Origin of the sequence: Yersinia hibernica, assembly GCF_004124235.1 — a bacterium.
GTDB classification, from domain to species: domain Bacteria; phylum Pseudomonadota; class Gammaproteobacteria; order Enterobacterales; family Enterobacteriaceae; genus Yersinia; species Yersinia hibernica.
The window spans coordinates 4143111-4169405 of sequence record NZ_CP032487.1 but is presented as its reverse complement, the minus strand read 5'-3'; the positions used below and the strand labels follow the sequence as shown (position 1 = coordinate 4169405).

Genomic DNA, 26295 nt, shown 5'->3' with positions numbered 1-26295 from the left:
ACAGCATGAATCGGGGGTGAAATAGGTCGCTATGAATGACTAAGCATAGCGCTGAATTATATGATACCCAAGTTTACTTGGGGATTTTTTATAGATTAATCAGATATCAGCAGAATAAATGGGTAATAACACAGGCCAAACGACGGGGAGATACCCCCCCCCGTGGTGCCGATTACCCTACATTTTGCAGGTCATTTCTAAAGGCGGGCAATAAGCGCTGACGTTTCTTCGACTCACTGGAGACAATGACATAACCGCTTGGCAAGATATCCTGCAAAGCTTTGATGGCTTCTTGTTGCTGCTCCGCAGACTCAAGGCTAACCACCAGACTGCCACTCTCAGGGGTGATACTTTTGATCCGAATGCCGCGCTGATCAAGATGTTGATACAGAGAAAATCCATCTGGCAATGATAATCCCTGCTGATTAGGGCGGATTTTTAATGCACTTTCTGTACGCATAATGATGGGAGTAAATAGCAGCGCTACCAGCAACAAAAGGGTCACTGGTAGCATGAGATAGTGCCAAATTGGCCGGCCAAAACGGCCCCTGAGGTTAATCACTCTGACTTACCTTTATCATTGCTGTCATTCGCGGAAGCATTACTTTTCTTACGCCAAAGCACATATAAAGAACCAAACAGGCCAATCACCAAGAGGGCCAGAGGCAGCAACATCAGGAAGAACATCACTTCATCTTCGTATTTCAGGAATACCGGTGTTTTGCCAAAAGCAAAGCCCATTGTGGTTAGGATCAAGACCCACAGCAACCCACTCATCCAGTTAAAGAATTGAAAACGAGCATTATTTAGGCCAGAAAGGCCAGCGATTGTTGGCAATAAGGTGCGCACGAAGGCCAAGAAACGCCCGACCAATAAGGCGGATAATCCATGGCGGTGGAATAAGTTATGGGCCCGCTGGTGGTAATGGGCTGGCAGATGGGATAGCCACCCTTGCACCACTTTTGTATTGCCCAGCCATCGCCCCTGAATATAGCTGACCCAGCAACCAAGACTGGCTGCCGTGGTTAATACCACTAAAGTCACCGGGAAACTCATGGCTCCTTTGGCAATCAATACCCCGACCAAAATCAGCAAGCTGTCACCGGGTAAAAAGGCCGCCGGGAGTAAGCCATTTTCCAGAAAAAGTATCACAAATAGCAGGATGTAGATGGCCCAGACCAATGACGGGTTCGCCAGTGTCTCGTAGTCTTGCGCCCATAAAGCATGTAAGAGTTCTTTAATGATATCCATCTGGTATTCCTAAAACGTCATTGTTTGTTGTATGCATCGTTATGGATATAAACACGATTATAAAGATATCTGATGGCTTTTCGTGTTTTAGCGATAGTTTGACAAATGGACCAGAGCAAACCAACTCGCTGATATCTAGAGGTAAATTTACTTCTTGTGGCGATGCTCAGTATTACGACAACAGAGAAAGCATCACGCCATAAGGTGATAGGTAAGCATCCCGCTATATTGAGTATTACTCTCTTTCCAGCCTCCCACACGATTTTGCTGTGTTGATGCATAGAATATCCAATTGGAATACTTCAACAGGGGCAGTGATTGGCGTGGCTGTTTATAGATTTCATCCGCACGATAATGACGGGACATCGCCAGATGTGTGTCATGCCAGATGTTATTAGCGAATGATGGGCTGGCTGAACCGGCAAATTTAAGGGCACCCAACCGGTTTTTTATGGCGGTTTTTTTGGCCGGCATACCCATCAGACGCAACTGTGAATACAAGGCTTTCTTTTGCAGGCGCAGGTATGACGAAAATACATTGACGGATGGTGAGCTGCTGCTGACATAGTGGCAGTCAACCGCAGGTGACGCGATACCTGATGCGGGATGTGTGGACGATAGCAGGCTGCCGGAAGCCGAACCGACCCAGCCAGAGACTGCAATAAACAGAGCAAACAACCAGCGCATGTATTTGCGTTTCGCTCCCAAAGCACCCGAATAAAAAAGTGCTGCCACTTTAGCAAAATAGCGGGGTATGAAACAGGGAAATATAGGGACTAATTGAGTGTTTTTTAAGCAATAGTTTAAAAACAGGCCCGACACTGACATTTGCTGACAGAACTCGACATTTACTGACCACAAAGCAGCAAAAATTTGCCCCCCGCGCATTTAAAGCGCCGGGGTTAAGCGGCAGTGTTTGCAACTAAAACTACCCCAGGCTCTCACGGATGGCAGACGACAGCCGACCCAGTTACTTGAGTGACTCACTCGGTTGTTGCTTACCGGTTATGTTGACAGCCAGTTCTTTTGGGATATCAAGGTGAACCACCGGGTTTTCAGTAAATAGATAGCGGTCCACATTAAACTCGAAATCATCGGTAGTCGCGCGAAACAGCATCTGCTTGGTATTTTCCAAATGTTGCCACATGGCGAGCTTACTGGCGTAGGGATCTTTGCGCATCAGAGCTTCAAGGATCCGGTCGTGATCTTCGCACCAACTCTCGATAGATTTATCATCAATATGTTCATGCAGTTTGATCCAGTAAGGGTTATGTACCCGCTGGCTCCACATTTTTTCGACGATCGTCGCCATGGCGGTGTTTTGTGTCGCCAATGCCACTTGCACATGGAATTTCAAATCCCACTGCGAGTCACGAAAACGATCTTCTTGCCGCGCATGTTTTTGGATCTCGATTAATTGCACGATATCCTGCCGAGTCACTTGTGTGGCGGCAAATTCAGCAATATTACTTTCGATCAACTGACGCGCCTGTAACAGCTCAAAAGGGCCGGCGGTCGCAAATTCAATACCCTGGTTCGGCATGACTAAATGCTTTTGTTGATTCGACATCACGTGGATGCCAGAGCCTTTGCGCACTTCGACATAGCCTTCCACTTCCAACATGATAATCGCTTCACGAACCACGGTGCGGCTGACATTCATTTCTTCGGAAATGTAGCGTTCTGCGGGCAATTTATCACCCACCGGATAAACACCGGCTTCGATGCGCTGCTTTAACTCTGCGGCTAACTGCTGGTACAACCGTCTGGTTTCTGTGAATTCCATGATTAAGGCTCTTGGATCAATTGAGGCCACAAATCTTGCGGCTCATTTTGTCTGGAAGGCATGATATCCCGTAGGAGATACAATTGGACTTGTTATACCACTTATCCCTACTGGGTTCTAGTTATTGCTATCACAGTTATGATGGAAAATGTGCGGTAAATAGGGGCCGGAGGGGGATAAAAAAAGCCCGGCCATGTTTGACCGGGCTTTTAGCGTCTATAGCTTAATCATGGTAACTTGAGTTAGTTCTGTCCGGCTGGCGATTGGTGTACCGGATCGACCGCGGGCTCAGCTGCCGGGCGGTTTTGCAGTACCGTCCAGATAACAATTACCGCCAACACATCAAATACGGCCAGTGCAGCAAACAGTGGGCTGAAGCCCATGGTATCGGCCAGGGCACCCACGACCAGAGCAAACAAGGTACTGGCAGTCCAGGCCGCCATACCCGTCAAGCCGTTGGCGGTGGCGACTTCATTACGGCCAAAGACGTCAGAAGATAGCGTAATCAGTGCTCCAGACAGTGATTGGTGCGCAAAGCCCCCCACACACAATAGGGCAATCGCCGCGTAAGGGCTGGTGAACAGGCCGATGGTGCCCGGCCCAATCATTAATAAGCCACCCATTGTCACGACTAGTTTGCGAGAAACAATCAGGTTAACTTTGAAGTATTTCTGGAACAACGGCGGCAGGTAACCACCGAGAATGCAGCCCAAGTCGGCAAATAGCATTGGCATCCAGGCAAACATCGCAATTTCTTTCAGATTAAAGCCATAAGCTTTGAACATGAACAGTGGGATCCACGCATTGAATGTCCCCCAAGCCGGTTCCGCCAAGAAACGCGGGATTGCAATACCCCAGAACTGGCGATTACGGATAATCTGCATGGCAGACATCTTTTTGGAGTTAGCAGTAGAATGCTGTGCTTCCTGGCCACTGAGGATGTACTCACGTTCTTCATCAGATAGTTTTTTCTGATCTTTCGGGTGTTTGTACAGGATTAACCAAGCAATGGCCCAAATCAGGCTGAGCAGACCGGTGATAATAAAGGCCATCTGCCAACTATGCATCACGATAGCCCAGACCACTAATGGTGGAGCTATCATGCCGCCAATGGAAGAACCCACGTTGAAATAGCCTACAGCAATGGAACGTTCTTTTGCCGGGAACCATTCACTGGTGGCTTTCAGACCGGCAGGGATCATCGCCGCCTCGGCGGCACCGACCGCACCACGTGCAATGGCTAAGCCGCCCCAGCTGCTGGCCAATGCAGTGCTCATACAGAATATGGCCCACATCACGGCAAACATGGCATAGCCTACTTTGGTGCCCATCACATCCAGAATATAACCGGCTACCGGTTGCATCAGGGTATAAGCGGCTGAATAAGCAGCGATAATATAAGAGTATTGCTGAGTCGTGATATGTAACTGCTCTTGCAACGTCGGTGCGGCAACGGCAATCGCGTTACGTGTTAGGTAACCTAATATGGTACCAACGGTAACCAAAGCGATCATGTACCAGCGTAAGCCTTTAATTTTACGCATCATTTATAACTTTCTCCCAGTCTTAGATTACTGCCATGAAACGCCGCCTGTCGTGACGTTTCATGACGCAATTTGGTCCAATCCGGCATCGCTGTGCATGCGGTGGTACCTGGTGTGCTGTTGATAGCTTCAACTATTTTGGGGATCCCTCCCTATTTGAGACCGCAGTGCTGGTACGGAGCTCATTCTTCTGTATTCCCATTAAGGCCAAATCAGTGCATTTGTTTGAACATTGCGAATGAGATGACTGATGGCGACGCAACAATAACTTGTCATACAGATTTAAAAGTTGAGTGATATCACAAAAACCACTTTTCAATTAGGGAATAATAGAACTCAGCAGGCTTAGTGCCGCAAGGGACTAAATGGACTATAAATGTTGAGTATTTGTTCTTTTTGTTAGGTTTTTGCGATCTCTATCTATAAAAAAGTACTGGACGATAGATGAAATTGGTGTGATAACTTCGCGATAACAGAAAGCAGTACTCTAAGATGTACTCAAGTGAGGAACCTAATATGGCGCAGTTTTTGACCGAAGACTTTTTGCTCGACACTGAATTTGCCCGTCGTCTGTATCATGACTATGCAAAAGATCAACCGATCTATGATTATCACTGCCATTTACCGCCAGAACAGATTGCAGAAAACTACCGCTTTAAAAATCTGTATGACATCTGGTTGAAAGGTGACCATTATAAATGGCGCGCTATGCGCACTAATGGGGTGGCAGAACGTTTCTGTACTGGCGATGCAAGTGACCGCGAGAAGTTTGATGCTTGGGCTGCAACGGTTCCTCATACTATCGGTAACCCACTATATCACTGGACTCATCTTGAGTTACGCCGCCCATTTGGTATTACAGGTAAGTTATTGTCCCCAGCCACGGCAGATGAAATCTGGCAGTGCGGTAATGAGTTACTGGCGCAGGACAGTTTCTCTGCGCGCGGAATCATGCAGCAGATGAATGTTAAAATGGTCGGTACCACTGATGACCCGATTGATGATCTGCGCCACCATAAAGCCATTGCTGCTGATGGCAGCTTTAATATCAAAGTGTTGCCAAGCTGGCGGCCGGATAAAGCTTTCAATATTGAAGCTGCGGGTTTCAACGACTACATGCAGCGTCTGGAAGCTGCCGCTGACACCGCTATTAGCCGGTTCGCCGATTTGTGTACTGCACTGAACAAACGTATGGACCACTTTGCCGCTCATGGTTGTAAAGTATCTGACCATGCGCTGGATGTTGTGGTGTACGGCGAGGCAGATGAGGCGACTCTGGATAGCATTCTTGCTCGTCGTCTGGCCGGTCATCAGCCAAGCGCTGAAGAGGCCGCACAATTCAAGACTGCCGTATTGCTGTTCCTGTCTGGTGAATATCACCGTCGTGAATGGGTGCAGCAGTATCACATCGGCGCACTGCGTAACAACAACAGCCGCATGTTCAATCTGGTCGGGCCAGATATTGGCTTTGATTCTATTAATGACCAGCCACTGGCGCAGCCTTTGTCTCGCTTGTTGGATGCGCAGGGCCTGCGTAATACCTTGCCAAAAACCATTCTCTACTGTCTGAACCCACGTGATAACGAAGTGATCGGCACCATGGTGGGTAACTTCCAGGGTGAGGGGGCGGCGGGGAAAATGCAGTTTGGTTCTGGCTGGTGGTTTAATGACCAGAAAGATGGCATGCAACGTCAAATGACCCAATTGGCGCAGCTTGGTTTGCTGAGCCGCTTTGTTGGCATGCTGACTGACAGCCGTAGCTTCTTGTCTTATACCCGCCATGAATACTTCCGCCGCATCCTGTGCCAAATGATTGGCCGTTGGGTCGAAGACGGTGAAGCTCCGGCGGATATTGAGCTGCTGGGTTCCATGGTGAAAAACATCTGCTTCGATAACGCCAAGCAATATTTTGCCATCGAGCTGTAATCGTTACAGCCAGAGATAACAACCATTTACGCGAAAAATAGGGCCAATTTTCTGGCCCTTATGACTATAACTTATTGATTATTTAGCGCCCGGCTACGCTGCGGAAGACAAGCTCTCCGCCCAGCGAGGACTGTCAGTAATGATAGCCCACGGCTATATGCGTTATGAGGTGAACCCTGATGCAAACTCTGAACCGTCGTGACTTTCCTGGCCGTAGCCACCCTGACAAAATTATTCAATTCGGTGAGGGTAACTTCCTGCGAGCCTTTGTTGACTGGCAGATTGATTTACTGAATGAACACACCGATTTGAATGCTGGGATCGTGGTAATCCGCCCGATCGACACTGATTTTCCACCGTCACTCAGCACGCAGGATGGCTTGTATACTGCGGTGATCCGCGGTCTGAATGAGCAGGGTGAGGCGGTGCGTGAGTCGCGATTGATTCGCTCGGTGAATCGGGAAATCAATATTTACCGTCAGTTTGATGAATATTTGGCGCTGGCGCGTGATCCTAATATCCGCTTTATGTTCTCAAACACCACCGAGGCCGGTATTGCCTGGAATGAAGCTGACCAATTCAGTGATGCGCCTCCAAGTTCTTTCCCCGCTAAATTGACGCGTTTGCTGTTTGAGCGCTTTGAGCATTTTGCGGGTGCGGCAGATAAAGGTTGGGTGCTGCTGCCGTGTGAACTGATTGATTATAATGGCGCAGCTTTGCGTGAGTTAGTGCTGCGTTATGCCAGTCATTGGCAACTGCCAGCGGCATTTACCCAATGGTTGACTGAAAATAACACTTTCTGCTCAACATTGGTTGACCGTATTGTTACCGGTTATCCACGTGATGAAGTGGCTGCGCTACAAGCTGAGCTGGGCTATCAAGACAGCTTCCTTGATACGGCAGAATATTTCTATCTGTTTGTTATTCAAGGGCCAAAAGAGTTGGCGCAAGAGCTTCGCCTCGATAAATTAGATCTGAATGTGCGCATCGTCGATGACATCAAGCCCTACAAAGAACGCAAAGTGGCCATTTTGAACGGCGCACACACTGCTTTGGTGCCAGTGGCTTATCTGTCTGGGTTGGACACGGTCGGCCAGACCATGGATGACGCGCAAATCAGCAGTTTTGTCGAAAAAACCATTACCGAAGAGATTGTTCCGGTCTTAGATTTACCCGAAGACGAGCTGTTGTCATTCTCTCAGGCGGTGCTGAGCCGCTTCCGTAACCCGTTTATTCAACATCAGTTATTGTCTATTGCTTTGAATGGCATGACAAAATTCCGCACCCGTATTTTGCCCCAATTGCTCACGTATCAGCAGCAGCAAGGTAAATTACCGCCACGTCTAACCTTTGCTCTGGCTGCTCTGATGGCCTTCTATCGTGGTGAGCGTGATGGCCAAACTTACCCGCTACAGGATGATGCTCACTGGTTAGAACGCTATGCAACCCTGTGGAATGGTGTAAAACACGGCGATATTGCACTGGCCGAGTTGGTGAACAGTGTGCTGTCTGATGCTAACCATTGGGGGCAGGATTTGACCGCCGTACCGCAACTGGCAAATCAAGTGACAGAACAACTGCAAACTATCATTGATCGCGGTATGAGAGCTGCAGTCGCGGCCTACAGCTAAGGTTTAACTATGCAAAGTATTATAAAAATTCACCCGTTAGATAATGTCGCGGTCGCACTGCAAGACTTAGCCGCTGATGACACGCTAGAAATTGGAGAGTTCAGCATCCAGCTGGCTCAACCCGTGGCTCGGGGTCATAAATTTGCCTTAACGGCCATTGAACCTGGGCAAATGATCGTTAAGTATGGTCTGCCGATCGGCCATGCTTTAACCCTGATCCAGCCGGGCGAACATATTCATTCGCAAAATGCTAAAACAAATCTCAGTGATCTGGATGAGTATCAATATCAGCCGGAGTTTAGCGACTTGCCGCCGCAAATGGCGGATCGCGCAGTCCAAATCTATCGTCGCGCCAATGGCGATGTCGGGATCCGCAATGAATTGTGGATCATTCCGACGGTCGGTTGCGTCAATGGGATTGCCCGCCAAATTCAGCAGCGTTTCCTGAAAGAGACACAAGATGCTGAAGGTATTGATGGCGTCTATCTGTTCAGCCACCCATTTGGCTGTTCACAACTGGGCCAGGATCATGAAAATACCCGCACCATGCTGCAAAACATGGTGCGCCACCCTAATGCTGGCGCGGTGCTGGTGATTGGGCTGGGATGTGAAAACAATCAGGTCGACGTTTTCCAAACCACGTTGGGCAAAGTTGATGAAGATCGCGTGCACTTTATGGTCTGTCAGCAGCAGGATGATGAAGTTGAAGCTGGTCTTGAGCATTTGCATGCTTTATATCAAGTGATGCGCAATGACCAGCGAGTGCCGGGCAAGTTGAGTGAGCTGAAGTTTGGTCTGGAATGTGGCGGTTCTGATGGGTTATCAGGGATTACCGCTAACCCGTTGCTGGGGCGTTTCTCCGACTATGTGATTGCCAATGGCGGAACATCCGTTCTGACCGAAGTGCCGGAAATGTTCGGCGCTGAGCGAATTCTGATGAGCCGCTGCCGCGATGAAGTGACCTTTGAAAAGACCGTCAGCATGGTCAATGACTTCAAACAGTACTTTATTGCCCATAATCAGCCGATTTATGAAAACCCATCACCGGGTAATAAAGCCGGTGGCATCACCACGCTGGAAGAAAAATCCTTGGGCTGCACCCAAAAAGCGGGTCAGAGCCAAGTGGTCGATGTGTTGAAATATGGCGAGCGCTTGCAGCGCCCTGGCCTAAATTTACTCAGTGCACCGGGTAATGACGCCGTCGCCACCAGTGCATTAGCCGGGGCGGGTTGCCATATGGTGCTGTTCAGTACCGGTCGTGGCACACCATACGGCGGTTTTGTGCCGACAGTGAAATTGGCCACCAACAGTGAACTGGCGGCGAAAAAGCCTCATTGGATTGATTTTGATGCCGGTAAACTGATCCACGGCACGCCAATGGATACATTGCTGACCGAGTTTGTTGATTTGATAGTCAATATTGCCAGCGGTAAACCGGCGCGCAATGAAGTGAATGACTTCCGCGAACTGGCAATCTTTAAAAGTGGTGTAACCTTGTAAATAATGTGTCTTTTGATTAATATGAAACGGTGTTTTATTTTTTATGGATAAGACGCTATAGCCAAAATAATTGGAGTCGCAGGTGATATTCTGCGGCTTCAAGGGTGTAGGCTAGTGCCGTTTGATTATTAATTTGTACGGTAATCGTACATCAGGATCCCCCCACCATGACTTTCTATTGGTTTGCTCAAGCCGTTGGTGTACTGGCATTTTTTGTCGGTATCACCATGTTTTTTAATCGTGATGAACGGCGTTTTAGACTCCAACTTTCCGCCTACAGCGCCATTATTGGCTGCCATTTTTTCCTGATGGGAGCCAGCGCCGCCGGCAGCAGTGCAATGCTCAATGCACTGCGTAATCTGGTGGCAGCCAAAACCCGCAGTAATATTGCGATGATAGTTTTTATCGCCCTGACACTGGCTTTTGGCCTATGGCGCATGCAACACGCAGTGGAAATATTGCCAATTTTCGGCACTGTTATCAGCACTTGGGCGATATTTCGCACCACTGGCCTGACAACCCGCTGTGTGATGTGGGTGTCCACAGTGTGCTGGGTTATTCATAATGTTTGGTTGGGGTCTATTGGGGGGTCATTGATTGAAGGCAGTTTCTTGCTGCTTAACGGTTTTAATATTATCCGTTTCCGCCGCCTGCAATTAAAAGGGATAGATCCCTTTAAGGTAGAAAAGAAAGCGGCAAAAGAAGAAGTTACCCTCTAAAAATGGGGGCCAGATAGCCCCCATCTCCTGTCGATTAAAAATCAGATACTTTTACGGTTTGCCAGCGGATCCGGATTCGCCAGTCTGGCATCGTCGGCCTGGCACGCGGCGGCGGTGAAGATAACGTCAGTTGAGGAGTTCAGTGCAGTTTCAGCTGAATCCTGCAAGACGCCAATGATGAAACCAACCGCCACCACTTGCATGGCGATTTCGTTTGGAATGCCAAACATGCCGCACGCCAGTGGAATCAGCAGCAATGAACCACCGGCGACACCCGATGCCCCGCAAGCACTGACCGCCGCAACCACACTCAACAACAGCGCGGTGGGTAAGTCCACCGTGATGCCTAAAGTATGAACTGCCGCCAAGGTCAGCACGGTGATAGTGATGGCCGCGCCGGCCATATTGATGGTGGCGCCCAAGGGGATAGAAACCGAGTAAGTATCTTCGTGCAAGTTCATCTTCTTGCACATCTCCATATTCACGGGAATATTTGCGGCTGAACTGCGGGTAAAGAACGCCGTAACGCCACTTTCCCGCAAGCAGGCAAATACCAGTGGATAAGGGTTTCTACGGATTTTCCAGTATACAATCAGTGGGTTGACTATCAATGCCACCACCAGCATACAACCAATCAATACGGCCAGCAGGTGCGCATAGCCCAGCAGCACCCCAAAGCCAGTTTCTGCCATGGTGGAGGCCACCAGACCAAAAATACCCAGTGGTGCAAAACGGATCACCACGCGGACTACCACGGTCACAGCATCAGACATATCATTAATCAATGCCTTAGTAGTATCAGCGGCATGGCGTAGCGCGATACCCAGGCCGATGGCCCAGGCCAGAATGCCGATATAATTTGCATTCAGCAGCGCATGGATTGGGTTGGCAATCACACTGTTTAGCAAGCCTTTCAGTACGTCAACAATGCCACCGGGCGGGGTGATATCCGCATTCTGAGTGGCCAACACCAATGTTGACGGGAACATAAAACTGACAGCAACAGCAATCAGTGCTGCTGAGAAAGTGCCTAATAGATATAAAAACAAAATAGGGCGAATATTGGTTTTTTGACCTTGTTTATGATTAGCAATGGAGGCCATAACCAGCATCAAAACCAACACCGGGGCGACAGCTTTTAAAGCGCCGACGAACAATGTCCCCAACAAACCCACCGCCAGTGCGGCCTGCGTGGAGATTAGCGCTAAAATAATCCCGGCAATCAAACCGACCAGAATCTGCTTAACCAAACTGCCGCGGATAATAAATCCGATAAAGCCAGACTGTGTCTTTTCCATAGTTTCCAGTGATACCTCTTCCCAAATCTTTAGTTAATTCACCTATGGGCCGGAACGTGGCCCAATGCTGAGTTTCCACACCTGTAACTTAATATTATTTGTAACTTGGTGTGTTTGCTTTGACAGTATAAGGGAATCTATTGAGCAGGAAAGAAACAATCAGCAAAATCCAATGTGGATCAAATTTGCATAACATTTCATTTACATTTGTGTGATGGCAATAACATTTGGCTGTTGGTGGCATTAGCGAGATAAATGCGGGGCATTAGCTGCCCCGAATAATATATTGTATCGTGATATTGATTATTTATCGGCAGTCTTATCTGCTGTTAAACGCTTGTCTGCTCGATGATTTACCCAAGCATTAATTAACAATGTCAGGGCCAGAATACCGGCTACCACACCTAATGAAATGCCAATAGGGATATGGAATAGGTCGATAATCATCATTTTCACACCGATAAACACCAAAATGACGGAGAGGCCGTATTTCAACATGGAGAAACGTTCAGCCACGTTTGCTAACAAGAAATACATCGCTCGCAAACCTAAAATCGCAAACAGGTTAGAGGTCAAGACAATAAAGGGATCGGTAGTGACAGCAAAAATCGCTGGGATGCTATCCACAGCAAAAATCACGTCGCTCAGTTCAACCAGAATTAATACCAATACCAGCGGTGTAGCATAGAGCAGGCCGTTTTTACGCACGGTAAAGCGGTCGCCATGCAGCTCGTCAGTCATGCGCAGATGATTGCGAATCCACCGCACCAGCGGCTTTTCGCCAATCGGCGTATTGTCTTCTTTCGCCAATGCCATCTTGATGCCGGTAAACAGTAGAAAAGCGCCAAACAGATATAGAATCCAGCTAAATTGCGATACCAACCAGCTTCCGGCAAAAATCATGATGGTACGCAGCACGATAGCACCCAGTACCCCGTAAATCAGGACTCGGCGCTGCAAATTGGCAGGAACAGCAAAATAGCTAAATAGCATCAGCCAAACGAAGACGTTATCGACGGCAAGTGCTTTTTCAATCAGATAGCCGGTCAGGAAAGCCAATGCTTGTTTATCGGCGATTTCTCGGCCCATTGTTTCGGCCAAATACCACCAGAATCCGGCGTTAAACAGCAAAGATAAGCCCACCCACACCAACGACCAACAAGCAGCCTGGCGCAGTGTCATAGTTTGTGAACCACGACGCCCCTGCAATAATAAGTCGATGGCGAGCATGATTGTCACAACAACGGCAAAACACCCCCACAATAAAGGTGTACCCACGGTATTCATCATTAGGAACCTCATAAAAACAAAAACGGCCAACGTCGGAAGACGCCAGCCGCTGTGTCTGAGCTGCAAGCAAACCTCGCCTTCCGGCAAGGTCTCACTTACAACTCTATTAATGTATTCCCATCATCATTCAAACTGCATAGGTGTTGGCTATTTGCATTCACCCCAATGACTTACTCATGTAAGTTTAGGGATTCACCACTCGCCGCCTTGCTGCAACTTGAATTTTTTTGGGTTATAGCAGCATCTAAACAGATGCTGGTACATTAATGAGGTTGCCCGGTAACCGGGTGCTTTCGCACCGTAATGACGGCAGACCGGCAATGAAGTTACTCCCCTTTGCCGCGCAAAAATAATTGAAAATGGCTCACAGGTCAATCACTGAAACAAAAAATTAACTTAATGCAGGGGTTGAGAATCGGCTGGAAAGATAATGCCGGTTTGGCGGCGGATATCTGTCTGGATTCGTGACGTCAGCAATGACAACTGCAAGCCGTCGTGCTCCACCTGCTTGTTTTCGACTAAATGGGCAAAAACCTCAGCTTCATACAGCATAGTATTAATATGCTGGGGCTGCGTCAGATCTTGTGAGTGGCTGCCGCGAGGGGTAAAGGCCACGGACGAACATTCCGAAATGCTTTCAATAACTAACGAGCCATCTTCGCCCTGAATTTCGCTGGGAATGTCGGATTGGCTCACTTTTGAGTGGATAATCACCACATCAAAGTCACCATAATTCAGACAAACTGTGCCGTGGGCATCCACGCCGCTCGGTAATAAGCTGGCGCTCGCAAACACTGATTTAGGCGCTCCCCATAATGCCAGGGCGCTGGCAAGGCAATAGTAGCCAATATCCATGATAGAGCCATTAGAAAATGCAGGATTAAAGGTATTTGGGTTTTCACCATTTAGATAGCGCTGGTAACGTGATGAATATTGGCAGAAATTGAGAAAAACTTTGCGCAGTTTTCCTACTCGCGGTAGCGACTGTTTTAATTGAATAAAATTAGGAAGGTAGGCCGTTTTAAATGCTTCGAATAGCACCACGTCGTGCTCGCGAGCACAGGCAACCAAGGCGTCGACTTCAGCGAAATTTGATGCCAGTGACTTTTCACAAATAACATGTTTCTTGTGACTGAGGAACAGCTTGGCTTGCGGGTAGTGCAACGAGTTGGGGCTGGCGATATACACGGCATCAATCTGATTGCTTGCTGCCATTGCCTCAAGGTTATCAAAGTATTCAGTGACGTTATAATCACCACCAAACTCTTTGGCTTGCTCTATCTTACGCGAGTAAACCGCCACCAATTTCATTTTGCCACTTTCATGGGCAGCATCAACAAAGCGGGCCGTAATCCAATTAGTGCCAATAACCGCGAAGCGAATCATAGTGAACTCCATTCCTGCAGAAGAAAAACACATTGAACCGCCCTAAAATCAACGGATTAGTTTATGGCTCTTTATCTTGCATATTGCCAGTGAGTGCATTTACAGCCTTACCACACCATAAAGCTATGGGGTATAGCAGTCAAAAGCTAGTAAATCGTGCCAAACAGATCCAAGTGTGTCAGATAGAGGCGCGTGTCAAATTCTAACTGATGATATTGCGGCTCCATATGGCAGCACAAACTGTAGAATGCTTTGTTGTGATCTTTCTCTTTCAAATGTGCTAATTCATGCACCACAATCATTTTCAGAAAAGCTTCAGGGGCATTTTTAAATACCGTCGCGACCCGGATTTCCGCTTTGGCCTTTAATTTACCACCTTGCACTCTGGAGATGGCGGTATGCAGGCCCAGCGCATGCTTCATGACTTGAATTTTACTGTCATAAGCAACTTTACTGAGCGGCTGAGCATTGCGCAGATACTGGTTTTTTAAATCAACCGTATATTGGTAAAGCATTTTATCTGTATTGTAATCATGAGGTTGCGGATAGCGCTGGCGTAATACATTGCCTAACCGCTGCTCAGTGATGAGTTGGTGTACTTGTGATTGTAGATGTTCGGGATAACCTTGCAGATAGGTGAGTTCCTGCATATGCATTTACCCTGGCTGGGTTTGTGTATTATTGACGATGATAATAGCTTTTTTCAGTGAGTTAGACAAAAGGCGGCTATTGGAACAAAAATAGCCAGCTTAAGTTGACCGCGGGGAGAAGAGAAAGTCTCATGGTTCAAGCAAAAGTTACCCATATCAACTCATGGCGATAGCCGCTGTGCTGATATGGGGGAAAGCTTGACTGACTCAACGGTTACCTGTTTAGAAACGGTAGTTTGCCCCCAAAGTGGCTTGCGTATCGCTGTAGCGACTGCCACCTAATTGATGGCCTAAATGAGTCCACAAGCGCAAGTGACTGTCGATATTCGCTTCAATACCTAACTTAAGGTCAGCAATATTGCTGTTTCCTTGTGGCTTAATATTTGTGGTGCCAAACCATATCCCTTTGTTATCACTGTTATGAATCCAATTGGCCTCAAAGGACGGGCTGAGTTGCAGGGTTTTGGTAGAAGACAAGGTCGCGATATCCAACTCTAATGCGGTGCGTATCCCTAATTTAGTTGCCACTGCCTGGCTTTCCTCAATCATTATTTGGGTTCCTGTGGCTTCTTTATATTGCATCCCGCTCATTCGCTGCCAAGAAACCTTTGCTTTCGGCTGGATAAGTAGCCGCGAGTCTGCTGTTTCGACCAATTGAACTTTGTAGCCTGTTTCCAATGCGCCAGTAAATACATAAGACTTATAATTTGCCCCTGAGATCACGTGGTGTGCTTTAACTTGATTATTAAACCAGCCATATTGTGTCAGCAGGTCAATATAAGGCCCGAGTCGAGTCTGATTATCGGCATACCAGATGTGATATAAACCGAGGTTATAACCATCAACAGAGCCCTGAGCCTGATGCTGAGTGGCGCTAGAATGGCTGCGGTTGGTAGATTTACCCAGGCCCGTGGTTATCCCTAACGTCCCGAGATCACCTGCGCCACTGCTCCATTGACTCAGGGTTCCTCCCAGTTGGATAGCATAGCGGTGACTTTTTGTTTGTAGTTGGCTATTACCAGAGTTAAAGCGGCTTTTGGCTGCTGAGGTATTGAGCCACATGCTGCTGACTTTTTGCTCGCCGGTGATGGGGTCAATGTAGCGAATTTCTCTCTGACGATGGTGTAAATCATCGGCCATAAACATCTGTTGAGCGGCTGCTTGGTTAGCTAAATAGTTACCGGCTTGCGGATTGTGGCTAATGATAATGGCGGGTTTAGGTGCCGGCGCAAGGGCCTTTTTCTTGCTGCGGGATGGCGATTTGCTCGCGACTTTAGTTTGGACGGCGGGCTTGGCTTTCGGTTCAGCTACAGGCCCAACTGCCGGTGTATTTTCTGCTGTAGAGTCAGTTTGTTGCTGCCGACTCGTTTGTTTTAAATCGTAGCTTTTTTGTTGCTGCCGTTGTTTAATAACTCGCTTTTCTTCATCTAAATCATCTAAATCTAACACATCCCCCAGGTGGGGGTTATACTGCAGAAACTGCTGCTCTGCTTGTTGCAAGTTATACTGATGCTGACTGAGTTGCCTATTTAGATACTCCCCTTGCTCTTCTAGCGTCCTCAGTTCCTGCCTTGCCTCTTCGGACTGCTGAAGTTCTTCGGTGAATAATAAGCCGTGTAACTGCTTCTTCGTTGTATTCACTTTATCTAGATCATCTAGCAAATACTGCTCATGTTGTAGCATTTCCTGTAGCTGTGTCAGCGGTCTGGGGGGCAGTCTGAGGTGTGGCTCGCCCCCAGTTTCGACATTCGCCCATGCAACAGTATTACTGCATACCAACAACAGAGCGCCAATAGCTGTGGCACATGGAGATAACCGATATTTGACATGATTTGAAAATATATTCCGGGCAAGGATTCGATATTTTGATTGAATCATATTTGATATATACATTATTGTTTTACCGTCCTGGTAATTGATATAAAAATATTATTTGTAATTAATAATTTCCCACTTGGTATTGAAATTAATTATTATTTTTTTTGCTAATATATTTAATTGGATTTATAAGTGAGTCATAATATGAAATTAATAAGCAATTAAAATTTATCTGGCTGAGTATTTTATGTTGAGCTAACCGAAATAGTATCGATTGATAATGAGTTAACATGAAACTAAGGCTGACTAATGATTTGGGCGGCGTAAAATATGCGCTGCATCCAACTAGCTCGAGTCGTTTTCAGCTGGTTTTCCCCGCCATGGCCCCAGCATCTCCCGCTTTTGCTGGTTCTGGTGGCGATTAAATGGCATTTAAGCAAAAAAACATTTTACTGAGCGCCCATTTTAGGGGATAAACAGGCCAAATTTATTATTCAGGAGCGGTGATGAGCCAACTCTTACTGGGGACACAAAGCCTTGAGCTGGAACGTTTCCCGCCACAAGAAAATTCCAATACCTTACAGGCATGGGAAGCAGCAGATGAATATCTGCTACAAAACATTGACTTAAGCCAAATCGACGGCCGGCCAGTGCTGGTGTTCAACGATCAATTTGGGACCTTGACTTGTGCTTTACATGCTTATCGTCCATTTAGTGTCAGTGACTCTTATATGAGTCAATTGGCCACGGCGCATAATTTGCGTTTAAATCATCTGGATGAAGATGCCGTCACATTGCTCAGCAGCATGGATGCCTTGCCCGAGGCCCCTAAGCTGGTGGTGATTAAGATCCCTAAAGCCTTAGCGCTGTTGGAGCATCAACTGCATGCTTTGCGCCAGGTTGTCGCGCCGGACACCGTGATTATTGCCGGTGCGAAATCCCGCGATGTACACAATTCGACCCTGCAATTGTTTGAAAAAATTCTGGGGCCGACCAAAACGACGTTGGCATGGAAAAAGGCACGGCTGATTCACTGTGAAGTGGCCGATATCCCACAGCCAGCAGCACCCACCACCACAGATTGGCCATTGGCAAACACCGAATATGTCATTCATAACCATGCGAATGTATTTTCTCGCAATAATTTGGATATTGGTGCGCGCTTCTTCATGGAAATCCTACCCTATGATGTGGAAGGTAAAATTGCCGATCTGGGCTGTGGTAATGGCGTCGTCGGCTTAATCGCGCTGGAGCAAAATCCATTAGCAGAAGTGCTGTTTGTCGATGAATCCTACATGGCGGTGGCGTCCAGCGAGCTGAATATCACCTATAATCGGCCACAGGATTTAGCGCGCTGTGAGTTTATGGTGAGTCACGGTTTGGCTGGCGTGGCGCGTGAGAGCCTGCAATTGGTGCTGTGTAACCCGCCATTCCATCAACAACATGCCGTCAGTGACCACGTGGCCTGGCAGATGTTCTGTGATGCTAAACGTTGCTTAAAAGTGGGCGGCGAGTTGATGATTGTCGGGAACCGTCATCTGGATTACTTCCACAAACTGAATCGTTTGTTTGGTAACTGTGAGACGCTGGATTCCAACCAGAAGTTTATGGTGCTTAAGGCGGTGAAAAAGGCCTCATCCCGCTCTGAGGGCGGTGGTTCTGGGAGCTTGGATATGTCGTACAGCGATTTCTAACTCTGCTTTGTCCTTGGCGTTGCGGCGGTGTTCATGTGCTGCAACGCCAATGAATGGCCGGGCGTGGTCTCTGCTATATGGCGAGGGCCAGACGTGTTCCCTGATCAATAGCTCGGCGAGCATCTAGCTCTGCGGCGACGTCAGCTCCGCCAATCAAATGCACGGTTTTGCCCATATCCAGCAAGGGCTGGTGCAACTCTCGGCGTGGCTCCTGGCCGGCGCAGATAATAATGGTATCGACCGGAAGGCAACTGGCCTGTTCTGCACGAATGATATGCAAGCCTTCATCATCAATACTTTCGTAACTCACCCCGTTGAGCATCTTCACGCCACGCATAGACAGACTGGCGCGGTGGATCCAGCCGGTGGTTCTCCCCAACCCTTCACCGACTTTACTGGCTTTTCGCTGTAATAGAAAAATCTGGCGCGGCGATGGCGGAACTTTGCCACCCTCTGGGGCTAATCCCCCGCGATGAGCTAAATCGCTATCAATGCCCCATTCGTGACAAAATTCGTGGCTATTCAAGCTACTGGCATCGCCCGATTGGCTCAGGTATTCGGCCGTATCAAAGCCAATTCCGCCCGCGCCAATAATGGCCACCCGCTCACCCACCGGCTTTTTGTCGCGTAATACATCCAGATAAGTCAATACGTTGGGATGGTCGATGCCTTTAATATCGGGCAAGCGCGGCTGAATCCCACAGGCGAGGATCACTTCATCAAAATCAGCCAGTTGCGGTGCATTGACTGGCGTATTTAACTGCTGAATAACACCATGCAGTGTTAATTGACGGCGGAAATAACGCAGTGTCTCGTAGAACTCTTCTTTGCCGGGGATCTGCTTAGCAATATTAAACTGACCGCCAATATCGGGGGCGGCATCAAATAGTGTGACCTGGTGACCACGGCTGGCGGCCGTGACGGCGAAAGCCAATCCGGCAGGGCCAGAACCGACCACGGCGAGGCGCTTGGGCACTTCTGTCGGTAATATGGGCATTTCAGTTTCACGGCAGGCGCGGGGATTGACCAAGCATGAGGTTAGTTTCCCGTCGAAAATTTGATCCAAACAGGCCTGATTGCATCCAATGCAGGTGTTAATTTCATCAGCCCGGTCTTGAGCGGCTTTTTGGACAAAAGCAGCATCGGCGAGGAAAGGGCGCGCCATCGACACCATGTCAGCACAGCCGTCGGTCAGAACTTGCTCTGCAACTGCGGGGTCATTAATCCGGTTGGTGGTGATCAGCGGAATATTCACTTTACCCATCAATTTACGAGTCACCCAGCTGAATCCGGCACGTGGCACCATGGTGGCGATCGTCGGGATTCTGGCCTCATGCCAGCCTATGCCGGTGTTAATGATGGTGGCACCGGCGTGTTCAATAGCCCGAGCCAGCTGTTCAATCTCATCCCAGTTGGAGCCTTCCTCCACTAAATCGAGCATAGAAAGGCGGTAAATCAAGATAAAATCAGGCCCGGTCGCCTGCCGCACGGCCCGCACGATTTCTACGGCAAAGCGCATCCGCCGAGTGAAATTACCGCCCCAGTCATCATCGCGGTGATTAGTTCGGGCAGCTAGAAATTGATTAATTAAATACCCTTCAGAACCCATCACCTCGACACCATCATAGCCAGCTTGCTTGGCTAATCGCGCGCAGTTTGCGAAGTCGGCAATGGTTTGCAGCACCTCATCGTGGCTTAAGGCCTGGGGAGCGAAAGGGTTAATCGGCGCTTGGAGTGGCGAGGGGGCGACGGGCTGTTTTTGGTAGCTGTAGCGGCCAGCATGCAGAATTTGTAGGGCTATCTTACCGCCAGCACGATGCACGGCCTCGGTGACAATTTGATGGTGCGGCACTTGTGTGGCGTCATTTAACACCGATGCGCCCTGATAAACGACGCCCTTTTTATTGGGGGCAATACCGCCGGTGACAATCAGACCAACGCCGCCAGCGGCGCGCTCAGCATAGAACGCGGCCAGGCGCTGTGGGCCATCGGGTAACTCCTCCAGCCCGGTGTGCATTGACCCCATTAAGATGCGATTTTTTAGGGTAGTAAAACCCAGGTCCAGCGGGGTGAGCAGATGAGGGTAAGTTAACATTGCAGTCTCCATTATTGTTATTTCTCTCCGCCATAGCGAGTGTCGGCAAGTGGTCGGATGAGATTTTTTATTCAAATTTAGACGGTGCAATGCAGCTTGGGAAATCACAATGTGCTGATTGTGATAGCCGTCATGAATATGACGTCGGGGATGCTTGATGTATCAACCGAAAGAATTATGCGGATAGGGCATATTTCCTTCGGTTATGTGGCGATGGGCTATCAATGCAGCTATCTATTATTCACCCAATATTTAATCGCCAATCATGCGCAGAAGGTGGCCATCAGGGTCTAACGCGAGCCGAAATCCATCTGGACGGGAGCCCGCCATAAAGTTGATAGTCAGTTCTTCCGCCAGCGCCGCCCCGCTGGCCGGATAAAAACTAGAGAGTCACAGAGGCTTTTCTCTGTCGTCGGCCGATAAGCTGTTTACCGTATAGGCCAATAACCAGCCCGCTAATAATTAATACCATCGCGACTATTTTCCCTGTCGGAATGCTTTCATTGAAAATCATCACTGAACCTAACATACCGAAAATCGGCACTAATAGGGATAATGGCGCGACCACGGAAACTGGGTATTTGGTGAGTAATGAATTCCAGACCCAATAGGCAAATAATGTATTTGGATAGACCTGAAATAAAATAGAAAATAGTGTGGTTGCATTAAAGTTATCAACTAATGCAGTAAATCCACTTGCCCCATTAAATAGATAACTCAGTAAGAATAGTGGGATAGGGGAGAATAAACTCGACCATACCAAAAAGGCGAAGACTTGCTTAGTATTGGATTTTTTAATAATTATGCTGACCAGTCCCCAGACGACCGCTCCGCATAAGACTAATGCTAGGCCAATGATTGTTACGGAACCGTCACTGATAAAAATAATACTGCTTAACCCGCAAAGCGCGACGATAATGCCCAAAAATTGATATTTGGATAAACTTTCATGGAATAAAAATGCGCCCAGGATCATCGTGAAGAAGGCGCCAAATTGCAGGACTAAAGACGCAATCCCTGCGGATACGCCAGCTTTGATACCCAGATTGACAATACCCCATAGGCCGATACCAAATAATAAGCCGTAGCCGATTATATAACCCCATGAGGTATCTGGCTTCTTAATGAAAAAGACTGCGGGCAAGGCGCATAGGGAAAAGCGCAGCCCGGCTAAAATAAACGGGTCGGCGGTGATCAGACCGAGTTTGATAATAGAGAAATTGACTCCCCAGATTGCGGTAATCAGTAGAGCAATTAATAAATCAGTAAGTTTCACACGACCTGCCTGTATTTGTTGGGGATTAATAAATTTGTTGTCGTGATATCACTGTGGCAGTTCGCGAGGTGAGTATCAATCATCGTTCGGGAATATGAAAATATTTCCAGCACAGCGGCATCGCAGCTCGCGATACCGCCCGGAGAGGAGAGTTATGATTGGCGTTTATATAAGCCCGCGACCATAAAACAGCCAAATGAGCTGAATAACATCTCTATCCCGACTAAGGTAGTGACCATGGTTATTGACATTAATGGCCCGGCACTGACCAGCAAATAAGTAATAATCAGATCCAATACACCCAGTAAAATCTGCAGCCATGCACTCGGTAATCCCCATGTTCTATAGCCGGTTATCAGCCGTAATACCCCACCAAAGGCAAACAAAACCGCCAATACAATCGCCAGACTTATCATTCCAACTTCAGGATTGGTAATGAACACATAACCCATCACGAGATAGGCCACACCGAGTAAAATACCGGTCACCATCGGCCATAGATTATGGCTGCGGTTGGCTATCATTCCGACTATCATCGCCACCCCGCTAAGCAGCAGCAGAATGCCGATAATCATACTTAGGGCCGCCCCAGAAGCTAATGGGTTAAACAGACAAAAAATCCCGCCTAACAGCAGTAGCACCGCCATAATCCGCATTATAATTCTTTGTTTTTTTAACGTTTCCTCATTAAGACTGACTAAGTATTTCCTATCTATATTCAGCATTACGATTACTCATCTATGATCTGAACTCAGTTATCAATAACTACTATCAGTATAGGCCGAACCGCAGATGCATAAATAAAATTTATGATATTCAACTGATTACACTGTGGAATGATTCTTGTACGTCAGATGTAAAAACAGCATCGCCACGGCACTTATCACCGCGCCTAGCGCGCAGACACCTGACCATCCAGCATATGCATAGATTAAGGTGGTACTGATAGCCCCAATGGCACTGCCAATCGAATAGAACAACATATAGCCGGCGATTAAACGGCTTGGAGCCGCTGGGTGCAGTGCTAAAATGAGGCTTTGATTCGTGACATGCACGGCTTGTACCGCAAAATCCAATATCACCACGCCGATGACCAGCCACCAGAGAGAGTGGGGCAACAATGCTATCGGGATCCAGGAAAACAGCAGCAGCGCCAGGGCGATTTGTGTTGTTTTCAGCCCCAAGCCACAGTCTGCTCGCTGCCCGGCGTGGCTCGCCGCTAATGCGCCCGCGATACCAGCCAGCCCAAATAAGCCCACTTGGCTGTGTGATAGAGCATAGGGGGGGTGGCTGAGGGGCAACACTATTGCAGTCCATAGCACACTAAAAGCCATAAATATCAGTAATGCCAGCGTCGCTCGTATACGTAATTCGTGCTCACTGATAAATAGCTGACACAGTGACAGCAATAGCTGCCGATATGATGATGGAGCCGATCTAGCTGCGGGCGGCATGACGTAATAAAGCATAATCGCCATCAATAACATCATGGTGGCGGAGCAAAAATAAACTGAGCGCCAGCCGGCAAAATCAGCCATTGCACCAGAGATAAAACGCGCCAGCAGGATCCCCAAAACAATACCGCTGGTAACCTTACCCACCACTGCCCCTCTTTGTTGCTCTGGGGCCAGTGCGGCAGCAAAAGCCACGATGACCTGCACCACAACAGCCATCAGGCCGATAATCAGCATACTCATTAGTAACAGTGAAAAAGTGGTGGCCAAGCTTGCGCAGATCAATGCTGTAGCAGACAACAATAACTGGCCAATAATTAATTTTCGCCGATCCCAAAGGTCACCCAACGGCACAATGAATATCAGCCCCAAGGCATAGCCCACTTGTGTCAGAGTCACTACCAGACCCACCGCCGACGGGGGAGCCTTGAGGTCTGTCGCCATGATATCCAGCAAGGGTTGGGCAAAATAGACATTGGCAACCGCCATGGCGCAGACCATAGCAAAGAGCAGCACCATGATTGAGGTGAGGCGCGGCGTAAGCGCTGTTTTTGCCAATGGATAGGTGCAGTTTTTTGCGGATTCTTTTGCGATGGACATACAATGCCTAATGCTTTATCTGGTTTCGAATTAAAACCACTTAATTGATTTTTAACAGAGGTGGTTTTAATATGCAACTAGTTTTTTTGATGTTTATTAGAGGAAGAAAATGTCTAAAACCAATGAAAATCGGGCAGAAGCAGAGGAATGCCCCGTCGCTAGAGCGCTAGACATCGTGGGGGACCGCTGGTCGCTTATGATTATCCGTGATGCTTTTGATGGGGTTCGGCGCTTTGGTGAATTTCGTCGCAATCTCGGATTGGCGAAAAATATTTTGGCGGGTCGGCTGCGTGAACTTGTTGAGCACAATATTCTGATGATTGTTCCCGCCTCTGATGGCAGTGCTTATCATGAATATGTACTGACTGATAAAGGCCGCCAATTATTCCCAATCGTAGTCAGCTTGCGCCAATGGGGCGAAGAGCATCTATTTTCTGCGGGCGAAAAGTATTCTATTTTAGTTGATAATCAGAGCGGGCAACCTATCAGTAAACTGACGGTATCCTCACAGCAAGGCACCATATTAGATGCCAGTGACTGCCATCGGGAAAAAGTGATTAAGCGCTAAAGTATTGGCGGTGAAAATCACTTAATTGATGCAATCTGAATTACGGAAAATGAGAAATATATTACGCAATTAATTGCTAATAAATTTCCAAATAAATAGAAAATAGGAAACAAGTAATACAATAAACATTTACCCCTAAAAACAAACATATTGGTATTTGTAGTGGCACAATTTTTTTCCAGTGCTAACTTTTTATGAGCATGTGAAATCATAACAGTGCTTTGGCGAGGTATTTTTCTTTGCTGGGCAACTTCAATAATAATCTCAATTTCTATAGTTATTTGATTTTACTTGCTTTTAATTGATCGTTTATCTCAATTAGGATAGGGGAAGGAAATGACTAAAAAAATTTTGGATGACTCTCGCTCAACTTTATTAGACTCTCGTTTTGGTTCTCAAGCGATTCGTAATATTTCAGAAAACAAATATTTTCCTAAAGAGGAAATGCGTGAGGATATCGCCTTTCAAATCATAAGTGATGAGCTATTGCTTGATGGAAATGCGCGACAAAACCTCGCCACATTCTGTCAGACGTGGGATGACGATAATGTCCACAAACTGATGGATCTTTCGATAAATAAAAACTGGATTGATAACGAGGAATATCCGCAGTCAGCGGCGATAGATATGCGCTGTGTCAATATGATGGCTGACTTGTGGAATGCTCCGCGACAAAAGGATGGGCAAGGGGTTGGCACGAATACTATTGGTTCTTCAGAAGCTTGCATGCTAGGTGGCATGGCCATGAAGTGGCGCTGGCGCAAAAAAATGAAAGCCGCTGGTAAACCTTTTGATAAACCAAATTTTGTCTGTGGCCCGGTGCAAGTTTGCTGGCATAAGTTTGCTCGTTATTGGGATGTCGAAATTCGTGAAATTCCGATGATTCCCGGGCAGCTATTTATGGATCCACAGCGGATGATTGAAGCGTGTGATGAAAATACCATTGGCGTCGTCCCCACTTTTGGGGTGACTTACACCGGCAATTATGAGTTACCAAAACCTTTGCATGACGCATTGGATAAACTGCAAAAAGATACCGGTCTTGATATTGATATGCATATTGATGCGGCGAGTGGCGGCTTTTTGGCCCCCTTTGTTGCGCCCGATATTGAGTGGGATTTCCGTTTACCACGGGTGAAATCAATCAGTACTTCCGGGCATAAATTTGGGCTAGCACCTTTGGGATGTGGTTGGGTTATCTGGCGTGATGCCGCGGCTTTACCTGAAGAGTTGATATTTAATGTTGATTATCTTGGCGGCCAAGTTGGCACTTTTGCGATTAACTTCTCGCGTCCGGCAGGGCAAGTTATTTCCCAATACTATGAATTTATACGTTTAGGGCGTGAGGGTTATACCAAAGTACAAAGTGCCTGCTATCAGGTGGCAGAATTTTTGGCTAAAGAGATTGCCCCATTGGGGCCCTATGAATTCTATTGTAGTGGTGGCCCACAGCAGGGTATTCCTGCGATTTGTTTCCGTATCAAAGAAGGGGCTAAAGTCGGGTATACCCTATATGACCTTTCTGAGCGCCTGAGACTGCGTGGTTGGCAAGTTCCAGCATTTACCCTAAGCGGAAAGATGTCTGATGTCGTGGTGATGCGCATCATGTGCCGTCGCGGATTCGAGATGGATTTCGCGGGGTTATTAATCGATGATTTTAAAACTTCACTGAAATACCTGAGTGAGCATCCATCCCTTGGGGGCGAGGCGAGCCAGAATAGTTTTAGTCATACCTAAACTGGATAGTGATTTTTATTCTGATTATTAACCTTCAAGGTGGCGTCATGCCCGTGAATAAGGTAGATAAAT

At 47.6% G+C, this 26295-nt stretch carries 23 protein-coding genes; 9 read left to right on the top strand and 14 right to left on the bottom strand.

The window, feature by feature from the left end:
• Window positions 1-172: 172 nt before the first annotated feature.
• From mzrA to D5F51_RS19525, 5 genes are all read right to left on the bottom strand, one after another.
• Window positions 173-562, bottom strand: coding sequence for an EnvZ/OmpR regulon moderator MzrA (mzrA, locus tag D5F51_RS19545; RefSeq protein ID WP_025377056.1), 390 nt, complete (start codon window positions 560-562; stop codon window positions 173-175).
• Window positions 559-1251, bottom strand: coding sequence for a DedA family protein (locus D5F51_RS19540; RefSeq protein WP_025377055.1), 693 nt, complete (start codon window positions 1249-1251; stop codon window positions 559-561). The genes mzrA and D5F51_RS19540 overlap by 4 nt, the downstream gene beginning before the upstream one ends.
• A gap of 192 nt (window positions 1252-1443) precedes the next feature.
• A complete protein-coding gene (locus D5F51_RS19535) occupies window positions 1444-1938 on the bottom strand; it encodes a hypothetical protein (RefSeq protein ID WP_162301800.1) in 495 nt (164 codons plus the stop codon).
• A gap of 283 nt (window positions 1939-2221) precedes the next feature.
• On the bottom strand, window positions 2222-3037 hold the full coding sequence (gene exuR / locus D5F51_RS19530) for a transcriptional regulator ExuR (protein ID WP_025377053.1): 816 nt from the start codon (window positions 3035-3037) through the stop codon (window positions 2222-2224).
• Between the two features lie 242 nt (window positions 3038-3279).
• Window positions 3280-4584: an MFS transporter gene (locus D5F51_RS19525; protein ID WP_025377052.1), complete on the bottom strand. Its 1305-nt coding sequence runs from the start codon at window positions 4582-4584 to the stop codon at window positions 3280-3282.
• A gap of 513 nt (window positions 4585-5097) precedes the next feature.
• Here D5F51_RS19525 and uxaC point away from each other — a divergent pair.
• From uxaC to D5F51_RS19505, 4 genes are all read left to right on the top strand, one after another.
• Window positions 5098-6507, top strand: a complete 1410-nt coding sequence (gene uxaC, locus D5F51_RS19520) for a glucuronate isomerase (RefSeq protein WP_129198606.1) — start codon at window positions 5098-5100, stop codon at window positions 6505-6507.
• 179 nt (window positions 6508-6686) lie between these two features.
• Window positions 6687-8138: a tagaturonate reductase gene (locus D5F51_RS19515; protein ID WP_129198604.1), complete on the top strand. Its 1452-nt coding sequence runs from the start codon at window positions 6687-6689 to the stop codon at window positions 8136-8138.
• A 9-nt stretch (window positions 8139-8147) separates the two neighbouring features.
• On the top strand, window positions 8148-9638 hold the full coding sequence (locus D5F51_RS19510; RefSeq protein ID WP_129198603.1) for a UxaA family hydrolase: 1491 nt from the start codon (window positions 8148-8150) through the stop codon (window positions 9636-9638).
• Window positions 9639-9805: 167 nt separating this feature from the next.
• Window positions 9806-10357, top strand: a complete 552-nt coding sequence (locus D5F51_RS19505; protein ID WP_129198601.1) for a YgjV family protein — start codon at window positions 9806-9808, stop codon at window positions 10355-10357.
• A 41-nt stretch (window positions 10358-10398) separates the two neighbouring features.
• Here the strand turns inward: D5F51_RS19505 and sstT are convergent, their stop codons facing one another.
• From sstT to D5F51_RS19480, 5 genes are all read right to left on the bottom strand, one after another.
• Window positions 10399-11655, bottom strand: coding sequence for a serine/threonine transporter SstT (gene sstT, locus D5F51_RS19500; protein WP_129198599.1), 1257 nt, complete (start codon window positions 11653-11655; stop codon window positions 10399-10401).
• 303 nt (window positions 11656-11958) lie between these two features.
• Window positions 11959-12945: a TerC family protein gene (locus D5F51_RS19495; protein ID WP_025377046.1), complete on the bottom strand. Its 987-nt coding sequence runs from the start codon at window positions 12943-12945 to the stop codon at window positions 11959-11961.
• Window positions 12946-13341: 396 nt separating this feature from the next.
• On the bottom strand, window positions 13342-14331 hold the full coding sequence (locus D5F51_RS19490; RefSeq protein WP_025377045.1) for a Gfo/Idh/MocA family protein: 990 nt from the start codon (window positions 14329-14331) through the stop codon (window positions 13342-13344).
• A gap of 146 nt (window positions 14332-14477) precedes the next feature.
• A complete protein-coding gene (locus D5F51_RS19485) occupies window positions 14478-14981 on the bottom strand; it encodes a M48 metallopeptidase family protein (protein WP_025377044.1) in 504 nt (167 codons plus the stop codon).
• Window positions 14982-15203: 222 nt separating this feature from the next.
• Window positions 15204-16643 (bottom strand): autotransporter outer membrane beta-barrel domain-containing protein, encoded by a 1440-nt coding sequence (locus D5F51_RS19480; protein WP_245994848.1) that lies wholly within the window; start codon window positions 16641-16643, stop codon window positions 15204-15206.
• A 446-nt stretch (window positions 16644-17089) separates the two neighbouring features.
• Here D5F51_RS19480 and D5F51_RS22885 point away from each other — a divergent pair, with 446 nt between their 5' ends.
• Together D5F51_RS22885 and rlmG are read left to right on the top strand one after the other, a co-directional pair.
• Complete coding sequence (locus D5F51_RS22885) at window positions 17090-17224, top strand: hypothetical protein (RefSeq protein ID WP_261373032.1); 135 nt, start codon at window positions 17090-17092, stop codon at window positions 17222-17224.
• An 81-nt stretch (window positions 17225-17305) separates the two neighbouring features.
• The gene (rlmG, locus tag D5F51_RS19475; RefSeq protein WP_025377042.1) at window positions 17306-18493 is read left to right on the top strand and encodes a 23S rRNA (guanine(1835)-N(2))-methyltransferase RlmG; all 1188 of its coding nucleotides are present in this window, start codon (window positions 17306-17308) and stop codon (window positions 18491-18493) included.
• Window positions 18494-18566: 73 nt separating this feature from the next.
• Here rlmG and D5F51_RS19470 read toward each other — a convergent pair whose 3' ends face one another.
• On the bottom strand, window positions 18567-20588 hold the full coding sequence (locus tag D5F51_RS19470) for an NADPH-dependent 2,4-dienoyl-CoA reductase (protein WP_129198595.1): 2022 nt from the start codon (window positions 20586-20588) through the stop codon (window positions 18567-18569).
• Between the two features lie 111 nt (window positions 20589-20699).
• Here D5F51_RS19470 and D5F51_RS19465 point away from each other — a divergent pair, with 111 nt between their 5' ends.
• Window positions 20700-20882: a hypothetical protein gene (locus tag D5F51_RS19465; RefSeq protein ID WP_162301799.1), complete on the top strand. Its 183-nt coding sequence runs from the start codon at window positions 20700-20702 to the stop codon at window positions 20880-20882.
• Between the two features lie 88 nt (window positions 20883-20970).
• Here the strand turns inward: D5F51_RS19465 and D5F51_RS19460 are convergent, their stop codons facing one another.
• The 3 genes from D5F51_RS19460 to D5F51_RS19450 all read right to left on the bottom strand — a co-directional run bounded on the left by D5F51_RS19460 (window position 20971) and on the right by D5F51_RS19450 (window position 23918).
• Window positions 20971-21864: an EamA family transporter gene (locus D5F51_RS19460; protein WP_025377040.1), complete on the bottom strand. Its 894-nt coding sequence runs from the start codon at window positions 21862-21864 to the stop codon at window positions 20971-20973.
• A 152-nt stretch (window positions 21865-22016) separates the two neighbouring features.
• A complete protein-coding gene (locus tag D5F51_RS19455) occupies window positions 22017-22589 on the bottom strand; it encodes an HdeD family acid-resistance protein (RefSeq protein WP_129198591.1) in 573 nt (190 codons plus the stop codon).
• A 99-nt stretch (window positions 22590-22688) separates the two neighbouring features.
• Window positions 22689-23918 (bottom strand): MFS transporter, encoded by a 1230-nt coding sequence (locus D5F51_RS19450; protein ID WP_129198589.1) that lies wholly within the window; start codon window positions 23916-23918, stop codon window positions 22689-22691.
• A gap of 109 nt (window positions 23919-24027) precedes the next feature.
• On the opposite strand from D5F51_RS19450, the gene D5F51_RS19445 reads away from it, so the two are divergent.
• Complete coding sequence (locus tag D5F51_RS19445; RefSeq protein WP_129198587.1) at window positions 24028-24486, top strand: winged helix-turn-helix transcriptional regulator; 459 nt, start codon at window positions 24028-24030, stop codon at window positions 24484-24486.
• 336 nt (window positions 24487-24822) lie between these two features.
• A complete protein-coding gene (gad, locus tag D5F51_RS19440; RefSeq protein ID WP_129198585.1) occupies window positions 24823-26223 on the top strand; it encodes a glutamate decarboxylase in 1401 nt (466 codons plus the stop codon).
• The last annotated feature ends 72 nt before the right edge of the window (window positions 26224-26295 follow it).